The organism is Brachyspira catarrhinii (genome assembly GCF_005518285.1).
GTDB classification, from domain to species: domain Bacteria; phylum Spirochaetota; class Brachyspiria; order Brachyspirales; family Brachyspiraceae; genus Brachyspira; species Brachyspira catarrhinii.
In genome coordinates, this window is sequence record NZ_SJDU01000049.1 from 1 (window position 1) to 10,070 (window position 10,070).

Annotated in this window: 6 protein-coding genes and 1 pseudogene; 1 reads left to right on the top strand and 6 read right to left on the bottom strand. The window is 30.9% G+C overall.

Annotated elements, in window-relative coordinates; translation table 11 throughout:
* Positions 1–170 precede the first annotated feature (170 nt).
* Genes EZH24_RS03210 through EZH24_RS03220 form a run of 3 tightly spaced genes read right to left on the bottom strand, consistent with a single transcriptional unit; the run spans position 171 to position 3,202 of the window.
* The gene (locus EZH24_RS03210; RefSeq protein WP_137997690.1) at positions 171–1,301 is read right to left on the bottom strand and encodes a CapA family protein; all 1,131 of its coding nucleotides are present in this window, start codon (positions 1,299–1,301) and stop codon (positions 171–173) included.
* Positions 1,291–2,676: a hemolysin family protein gene (locus EZH24_RS03215; RefSeq protein WP_137997691.1), complete on the bottom strand. Its 1,386-nt coding sequence runs from the start codon at positions 2,674–2,676 to the stop codon at positions 1,291–1,293. The genes EZH24_RS03210 and EZH24_RS03215 overlap by 11 nt, the downstream gene beginning before the upstream one ends.
* Positions 2,677–2,701: 25 nt before the next feature.
* Positions 2,702–3,202, bottom strand: a complete 501-nt coding sequence (locus EZH24_RS03220) for a chemotaxis protein CheX (protein ID WP_137997692.1) — start codon at positions 3,200–3,202, stop codon at positions 2,702–2,704.
* A 263-nt stretch (positions 3,203–3,465) separates the two neighbouring features.
* Between EZH24_RS03220 and dnaE the strand changes: the two genes are divergently transcribed.
* A complete protein-coding gene (gene dnaE / locus EZH24_RS03225) occupies positions 3,466–7,122 on the top strand; it encodes a DNA polymerase III subunit alpha (protein WP_137997693.1) in 3,657 nt (1,218 codons plus the stop codon).
* On the opposite strand, the gene rlmB is transcribed toward dnaE, so the two are convergent.
* The 3 genes and pseudogenes from rlmB to EZH24_RS13980 all read right to left on the bottom strand — a co-directional run.
* Entirely contained in the window at positions 7,119–7,844 is a 726-nt protein-coding gene (rlmB, locus tag EZH24_RS03230) for a 23S rRNA (guanosine(2251)-2'-O)-methyltransferase RlmB (RefSeq protein WP_137997694.1), read from the bottom strand. The two genes, dnaE and rlmB, sit on opposite strands and share 4 nt — an antisense overlap.
* Before the next feature lie 40 nt (positions 7,845–7,884).
* Entirely contained in the window at positions 7,885–9,759 is a 1,875-nt protein-coding gene (locus tag EZH24_RS03235; RefSeq protein ID WP_137997695.1) for an AMP-dependent synthetase/ligase, read from the bottom strand.
* Between the two features lie 66 nt (positions 9,760–9,825).
* Positions 9,826–10,070 (bottom strand): annotated as a pseudogene (locus tag EZH24_RS13980) (glycosyltransferase family 4 protein); the annotation flags it as partial.

A 10,070-nucleotide genomic window follows, 5' to 3' on the forward strand; every position in this document is an offset into this window, starting at 1 on the left:
TTTATCTTAATTGATTAAAGGCTCGGTTTTTTATTTTTAGATTGCTTCACATTTTTCAAATATTCGCAATGACGAAAAATGCATTGTCATTGCGAGCGAGTGAAACGAGTAAAGCAATCCAAATAAAAATCTATTTTGTGTGTATTGCAAATGTTTGCAATGACTATTTTTTAATTAGTCATATTTTCCACAAATAAATCTTTTACATTTTCATTCGTTAAATGGCTATAAAATTGATTTATCAGTTTATAACCGTTTTTTATAGCGTTTGTGTCGTAATCGCTATAAATATAATTTGTTTTGAGTTCTGGCATAGAAATTTCGGGATTTTCTTTTATCGGTTTCATTATAAAATCAAAATCATTTTTATTAAATTTATTTTTATAAAAAAACGCGTAATATGTCGGCATAAATTCAAAATTAATTTCTTTATTTTCTTTTATTTCCAAAGATAAAATCGTCCCAATATCTAAATAAGGATATCGTCCTTTATGACTCGATATAAAATTTCCGAGCGAATATATTATTATTCCTTTATGATTTTCTCCTTCGTATATTTCGGAACATCTCGGAACATGCGGATGATGTCCTATTATTATATCGACACCGTTTTCGATTAAATTTCTTGCAATTTCTATTGTCGATTTTTCTGGTTCTGTAGTATATTCCAAACCGAAATGAAGAGAGATAATTTTTAATTCTCCGTTTGTCGCCAAAGTTAAATCGTCTTTTACTTTTTCTATCAAATCTTTTTCTTTAGGGAAAAAATTCATAAAATAAAAATATCCGTTTTCGTTTGTTCTATAACTTATTCCGTTGTCAAGCATTGTATAAGCAGACAAAAAAATCGGAATATCGTTAATATTCGTTATCAAAGGTTTTATATCGTTATCGTTTGTCGAGCCTCCTAATATCAATTTATTATTTCTTTCAATTTCCGCTATCGTTTGAGCTTCCGCTTGAGCGCCTTGGTCGTAAGCGTGATTATTCGCCACGGAAAATAAATCAAAATAATTAAAAAAATATCTTAAATATTCTATTGAGCCGTTAAATTCGGGGTAGGGCATTGGAGGTTTATTCGTATTAACGGCAAATTCTAAATTGGCAAATATTATATCTCCCGTCAAATAATCTTTTAAGTCTATTAAAATATCTTTATTTTCAAAAGATTTTACCACATTAGGATGCGTCATTATATCGCCTACAAAAACGAGTTTGGCTGATTTTGGTTCTTTTTGAATTTCTTTATTGCATGAAAATAAAAATATCATAATTATAAAGAAAATATATTTAAATTTCATTATAATTATCCTCGTTATTTTTACCTTCCGCATTTTTTGATTCTTCTTCGTTCGATTCCGACATTCTTATATTTTTAATCGGAGTGAATTCCATTTCAATTATTCTTCTGTCTTCCACTTTCATTATTCTTATTCTATAGCCGTTTAATATTAATCTTTCGTTCGTTTCTGGAATATGGTCTAATTTGTCTATAACATAACCCGCAATAGTTTGATATTCTTCATGTTCTTCAATATTCCAATTTAAAGCTTCGTTCACTTCCTCTATTGAAGCCGTGCCGTTTACTATTATTCTTTTTCCTTTGAATTTAATCAAATCTTCTTCTCTCTTATCGCTTTCGTCCGTTATATCGCCCATAATCTCTTCGACTATATCTTCCATAGTGACAAGTCCCGCAGTTCCTCCGTATTCGTCAATAGTTATAGCCATTTGCAATTTCTTTTTTTGCATATCGTTAAATAAACTGCTTATTGTTTTAGTTTCGGGTATAAAATACGGAAGCATTATATAATCAATAGCTTTATTTTTAGTTTTGTTTTTATTATTCGATTTTAAATAATCTTTAAATAACGAGCGAGTATGAAATATTCCGATTATATGGTCTATAGTTTCTTCATATACGGGAAATCTTGAAAGCCCCGTTTCTACCGTAAGGCGAATTATATCGCTTATCTCCGTTTCCGCTTCTATACAAACCATATCGACTCTCGGCGTCATTATTTCGTCAACGGTTTTGCTTCTGAAGTCGATTACTCCCGTTAGTAATTCATGAGTAGATTCTTTGATTATTCCTTCTTTATGTCCTATATGAATTATCGTGGTAATATCGTCCATACTTGATAAAGCGCTTCTTCTTTCCGTATTCCTCAAATTTTTTGGGACTAAATAATTCATTATAAAAGTGGTTATTTTATCCATTAAAAAAGTTATAGGTTTAAAAATAAAATAACTCGCTTTCATAAAATATAAAAGATAAGGAATTGTTTTTTCGGCGTTTACTCTCATCAATATTTTTGGCAAAATCTCTCCGAATATTATAATAAGAACGGTTATAGTTATAGTTGATATTGTAACCGTTAAATTCTCGGATAGATTTGTAAATGTTCTCGCTATTCTTATGGCAAAGACGGTAATCATAGAGCTTGCGGTAATATTTACTATATTATTTCCGACAAGCAAACTCGGTATCATCGAACTCGATTTACCCCAATATTTCATGTCTTCTTCTTTAATTTTTTTCTCTCTAACAAGACGCATTAAAGTTACTTCGTCTATGGTGGTATATGCCGTTTCGCTTCCAGAAAATAGTGCCGAAAGCATTATAAGAATTATTATAATAAATACTTCGATAAAATAAATTAATAGAATTTCCATATAATAAAGTTAAGGAATTATTATTTTAAATATCCATCGCTATATTGACGCTTACGAAACCTATATTCGATTGAAAAGGAATAATAATAGTTTTTAGATTTTTCGGTATAATTTGTATCTCTTTACCAAAATATAAAATAGGAGGAGTAATATCGCAACTTATACCTTCTTCGGATAATTTCGTTATTGCAAGTCCGCTTATCGTATTTCCTATTTCGTTTATTACGCTTCTCATCATATCTTCGAATTCTTCTTCGGAGTCGTATTCGGAACGTTTTTTATCGGTAAGGTTTTCCGTTAAAAGTTGAGAAAAATTTTCGGGGAATTCGTATAAAACTTGTCCGTTTACATCTCCCACAATTCCTATGGCAACGCCGTAGCCAGAGAATAATTTTCTGCCCTGTCCTTTTACCAATGTTCCCTTTTCCATAGAAACTCCCGCCATTTCTTTAAATATCGAAACTAAAGAAACTATAAACGGATTGATAAATCTAACATCCATGAATTTTATCGTATTTGTCGTCATATACTATATTCCTTATTCCTTTTTATCCTAATGTTAACAGTATCGTAATATATAACCATATTATAACAAATTTTTTTATTTTTTCAATTATTTATTTAGTAGTTATTAAGACTGGGCTAATGAATTTTATATAAATATAATTAATCTTAATGGTAAATATACCGTATATATATATATAGTGTATTAAAAAATTATTAGATAGTATTTTAAACTTGCTATTTAACATAATTTATAATATAATACAATAAACAAAAGGGGTTTTTATGTCATTTGTTCATTTACATGTTCATACGCAATATTCGATACTTGACGGAGCGGCGCGTATAAAATCTTTATATTCTAAAAAAGATAAAACTAAAAGGCTTATACCGGGATTAATAGACAGAGCTAAAGAACTTAATATGCCCGCTATAGCTATAACCGACCATGGAAATATGTTCGGAGTTATGGAATTCTTTTCGGAAGCGAAAGATAAAGGAATAAATCCAATTATAGGATGCGAATTGTATGTAGCTCCAAAAACTAGATTCGATAAAAAACTTGAAAGCTCGGAAGAAAAAAGTGCAATGCATTTAGTTGTTTTGGCAAAAGATAAAGAAGGATACGATAATTTATGCAAATTGGTAACTTTCGGATATACTGAAGGATTTTACTATAGACCGCGAGTCGACCATCAATTAATAGAAAAATATCATAAAGGATTAATATGTTTAAGCGCTTGTATGGGAGGCGAAATACCGATTGCCATAAGAAGAAAAGACAATAAACAGGCTTCACAATTAGCGGAATATTATAAATCTATATTTGGAGAAGATTTTTATATTGAACTTCAAGACCATGGAATACCCGAAGAAAAACATCTTAATAGCGAATTATATAAATTAGCAAATTCTCATAATATAGAAACGGTTATTACGAACGATGTGCATTATGTTTTGAAAGAGGACGCGAAGGCTCATGAAATACTTCTTGCAATACAAACGAGAGCGAAATTAAGCGATGCAAAAAGATATAAATTTCCGAGCAACGATTTTCATTTGAAAAGCGAAGAAGAGATGATGAAATCCTTTTCCAAACTTCCAAAAGCTTTTGAAAATACAATTAAAATAGCCGAACAATGCAAAGATTTGAATATAATGACTAAAAACTATTATATGCCTTCTTTTGAGCTTCCATCTGGAGAAACGGAAACTACGATTCTTAAAAAAATGTGTCTTGAAGGACTTAATAAATATTATAATAACGATATTCCTAAAGATGCTTTGGAAAGACTCGAAATGGAACTATCCGTAATATCAAAAATGGGTTTTGAAGGTTATTTTCTTGTCGTGCAGGATTTCATAAATTATGCGAGAAATAACGATATTGCCGTTGGACCGGGAAGAGGAAGCGCCGCGGGTTCTATAGTCGCTTTCGCAACGGGAATTACAAAAGTCAATCCTTTAGATTACGATTTGCTTTTTGAAAGATTTTTGAATCCCGAAAGAAAGAGTATGCCCGATATAGATGTCGATTTTCAAGACGATAAAAGAGATTTGGTGATAGAATATGTGAAAGAAAAATACGGAAACGATAATGTCGCTCAAATAGCCACTTTCGGAACATTGGGCGGTCGCTCGGTTATAAAAGATGTTTGCAGAGTAATGGGAATGGATTTGAGCGTATCTTCAAGGTTAGCGGAAAAAGTTCCTCTTTCCAATATCAGACTTGCAGATATATACGATGACGAAGAATTTGAAGATTTCAAAAAAGATATAGATTCGGATAGAGAATTAAAAAATATGTATGAGGTTGCCGTTCGATTAGACGGTTTGATTAGAAATGTAGGACTCCATGCGGCTGGAATTATAATATCGAATAAAGCGATTATGGATTGCGTTCCCGTTTATCAGGATTCCAAAACCAAAACGAGAGCCTGCCAATACGAAATGAATTATGTCGAAAGCGCGGGACTAATAAAAATGGATTTCTTGGGAATTAAAAACTTGCGACTCATAAAAGACGCCGTTGCCGATATAAAAAATCGTTATAATAAAGAAATCGATATTGATAAAATTCCTTTTGACGACCAAGCGGTTTACGAAATTTTTAGAAAAGCGGACACTGGCGGAATATTCCAATTTGAAAGCGCGGGAATGAGACAGATGCTTTTGAATATTAAACCTACGGAATTTATGGATTTGGTTTCGAGCGTAGCGTTGTTTCGCCCAGGTCCTTTAAAAGCGGGAATGGATAAAGATTATGCCGACAGAAAAAATAAAAGAAAAAATATAGTTTATAAACATCCCGATTTGAAACCTATACTTGAGGAGAGTCAGGGAGTGCTTATATATCAAGAGCAGATTATGGCTATAAGTAGAGCGATTGGCGGATTCACGGCTGCGGAAGCGGACGATTTAAGAAAGGCTATGGGTAAAAAAATAGTCGACAAAATGAATTCTATGGAAGCGAAATTTATCGAAGGCGGACTCAAAAACGGATACGATAAAGAATTGCTCGTTTATCTATTCGACACTATGAAAGGTTTTGCAGAATACGGTTTCAATAAATCTCACTCGGTATGTTACGCTTTAATAGCTTATCAAGAGGCTTATATCAAGGCGCATTATCCTATGGAATATTATGTAGCTTTGCTCAATACGACAATAACCGATACGGATAAAATAGCTTTATACTTAAACGAAATCAAACAAAAAAATATAGAAATAGTTACCGCCTCGATACCAGAAAGCGACGCCTTATTTTCTCAGAAAAATGGAAAAATAATTTACGGATTAAGCGCCGTTAAAGGAGTCGGTTATCAAGCGGCTTTTGCAATTCAAGAAGAAAGAGAAAAAAACGGGGAATATAAATCTTTAGAGGATTTTGTAAAAAGAGTCGATTCGCATTTGGTTAATAGAAGAGTTTACGAAGCGTTAATAAAATGCGGGGCTTTCTCTGATTTCGGACATACGGAAAACGCTTTAATATCTTCGCTCGATTCGATACTTGCTCATGCGGCAAATTATCAAAAAGAAACTCTATCGGGACAAACGATGCTTTTCGATTCCGTTTCGGCTGACGATATTGGAGACGCCACTTTGGTAATAGAAAAACAAATTGAATACGCAAGCAATATATTAATGGAAAATGAAAAAGAGGTTTTGGGATTTTCTTTAAGATTCCATCCTTTTGCAAATTATATAAATAAAATAGATTATAAATATTTTAATAATCTTTTGGAATTGGATAAATTGGAAGACAAATACGAATTTTCAATTCCCGCCGTTATAACTAAAATATACGAATCTACGACTAAAAAAAATATTCCGATGATTACTTTGAATGTGATAGATTTATTTACCGAATCGGTTTTCTATATTACGGCAAAAAATCAAATAGAAAAATATAGAGACATCTTAAACGAACAAACTGCAATTTTGATTAAAGGCAAAAGAGAAAAAAGCAGATTCAACGATAGAATTTATAATAATATAATAGAAATAAAAGAACTTGACGCTTATTTGGAAAATAAAAACTTGAAAGAAGTGAAAAGAACAATAAAAACAAACGATTTTGAAAACGCTACTGCAAAATCAATTAAAGTTGAAAATAATAATTCTGAAAATCCTTTTAAGAATAAAGAATCAAATCCTAAAATTTCCGACAGTAATTATAATTTTATTAAAAATTCCAATTCTGGAAAAAAACAATTATCTCTTTATATGAATAAAAATATTTTTGACGATATGGATTTATTATGCTTGCAAAACGCTATTTCGAGCAATCCTGGAGATTATACTATTTTCTTAAAATTGAAATCCGAAAGCGGAACGGAAATATTTAAAATAGGCGAAGATTATAAAGTAGAGCCAAACGCGAGATTTTTTAACGAAGCTAAAAATTCTTTAAGGTCTTTAATAGAAATAGAATACGCTTAATTTTTGAATATCGAATACGCGTAGCTGATTATTGCGGAAGCGGAAGACACATTTAAAGAATCGAAATCGTTTAACGAATTTATCACTACGCTTCCATCCGAATTTTTCTTTATAGTTTCTCTCACTCCGATATGTTCGTTTCCTAATATAATCGCGGTTGGATAGTCGAATCTAAAATTTTCCAAAGAAATTTCTCCTTTTTCGCTCGCGTAATATATCCAAAAACCTTTATCTTTCATTTTTCCCAACGCTTTATTTAAATTCGTTTCCGTTAATATTGGCAAATGATAAGCCGCTCCTTGAGATACTTCGTAGACTTTTTCGTTTACTTTGGCTGAATTGTCTTTCGGAATTATTATTCCCGCCACTCCGAAAAAATAAGCGTTTCTTACGATAGCTCCTAAATTATGAACATCGGTTATGGAATCCAATATAAATATTAAAGGTTTGCGTTTTTCTTTTAAATCTTTATTCAAGGCTTTATCCAAAAACGAGTCGATTCCAATTTCCGCATTTTCTTCAACTTCGGCGACTATCGAATAAACTTTTCCGATTATAGATTCGATTTCTTTTTTATCTACGATTTTTATTTTAATTTTTTTTCTTTCGGCAAGTTTTATTATTTCTTTTTCTCTTTTTGATAACGGAGATTTTATATATAAAATTTTTACCAAATCTTTATTAATAGCTTCCGTTATGGCGTTTTTTGAAGTTATAAACATATTTTCTATTTTTATTTATGATACAAAATTATAACATAAATTAATTTTTTTGATATAGTTTTTCTATCTCTTCTTTATATTTTTGCATAATATCGAATCTTTTCATTTTTAAAGATTGAGTCAAAAGTCCGTTTTCAATACTAAATTCTTTATCCGTTATAATAGTTTTTGAAATTATTTCGTAAGGTCTAAATCCGTTTTTAGCGTTAATCAATCTTTTTAATTCGGACTTTATCAATTTATTAACTTCGGCAGAATTACTTAAATCATCAAAATTATCATGAATCTTATGCTTCGTAAAATATTCTTTTATATTTTCCAAATTAATTACTATTATCGCTCCCGTTGAAGATTTATCTTGTCCTATTAGCATTATTTGAGAGATATATTTTGATTCCATCGCTTTATTTTCAATCGGTTGCGGTTCTACATTTTCTCCCGTTAAAAGAACTATTGTTTCTTTCGCTCGTCCCGTCAAAACTATTTCGCCTTCTTTAGTATAAGTTCCCAAATCTCCCGAATCAAAAAAATCGTCTTTCTTTACGGTTTCGGTTAATTCTTTATCTTTATAATATTCTTTAAATACATTCGGACCTTTTATATAGCAAACTCCCATAACTCCGTCTTTACAAATTTCTCCTTTTTTATCTCTTATTTCTATAGTCACTTCTGGAATAGGAGTTCCGCATGTTCCTCTAAAATTTTTGTAGGGAGACCTTAAAGTGACTACGGGCGAGGTTTCCGTTATTCCCCAGCCGACAACTAAATTTATTCCCGCAGCTTCAATAAAATCTTCAATATACATGGGCAAAGCTCCTCCGCCAGATATGGTTAAACGAAGTCTTCCGCCAGTCAGTTCGATTATTTTTTTATAAATTATTTTTTGAGCGAGTTTATGAAAAAAGAAATCGAATAAACCTATTTGATAATATCTTATTTGTTCTTCTTTTTTTTCTTCGCCTATTAAATAAGTTAAATTATTTTGGTATCTTAAATTTCTTATATATCTTATAGAGCCTTTTATTAAAGTTTTTGCAAGTATTTTTGAAAACAAACCTTTTCTGTCGATATTTTTCATTACCGTATTGTATATATTAACCCAAATCGCTGGAACTGAAATAAATATATCGGGCTTCTCTTCAAAAAAATCTATCTTCAAATCTCTTTTATTCGTTATTGCCGTAAAACATCCCGTTATTCCCGTTACATAAGATATTGTTCTTTCGTAAATATGCCAAATTGGAAGTATGGTTAAAAGTTTTTCTCCGCTTTTTAATTTTATTATGTCGGGCAAAACTCTAACATTATGAAGTATATTTCCATGCGTCAAAACAACTCCTTTCGGTTTCCCCGTAGTTCCCGAAGTGTATATAATAGTGGCGATATTTTCGTTGTTTAATTTTTTAGCTTTATTTATGGCAAAATCTTCCTTGCCGTTTAATGCTTCTTTTCCCAATTCCAAAAATTTATCGAAAGAATATATATTTTTATCTGGATTATGCATCGAGCTATCTAAAAAAATTATTAAAGATAAATCGTTATGATGTTTTTTTATTTTGTCGAAAACATATTTATTTTCAACGAGCGCCGCTTTTGATTCGCTATGTTCTATAATATAATTCAATTCTTCGGAAGTCGAATCGTTTCCTCTTGGCACATCTACAGAACCCAAAGATAAAAGAGCCATATCGCATATAAACCATTCGATTCTGTTTTCTGAAAATATGGCGACATTTTTTGAAGATAAACCTTTAATTTCAAAAGCTTTTGCAACGGCGTTTATTTTTTCGTATAATTCTTTATATATAATAGTCCTTTTTTCTCCGTTGTTGTTTCTGTATCTGTATGCGGGACTTTGAGGCATTTTCATTGCCGTTTCAAAATAAGCGCTTGGAATAGAATTATATTCTCTCATAAATACATATCCTTAAATAATAAATAAACATAATTAGTAGTTAATTATAACTATAAATTGTAAATATTACAAGTTGTTTTTTATATAATCGAGGATATTTTCGGTATATTTATCGGGCGTAAAATCATCAAGTATTTTTTTTGAGGATTCTATTAATTCTATTTTTATATTTTTATTTTTATAAACTTTAAGCATTGCGTCCGTAAGCGAATCAATATTATTCATATCGCAGGAAATCGAATAATCTTTTGCGACTTCATATACTCCAGAAAGATTCGATATTATTGAGATGCATAAGAATAAAGCGCTTC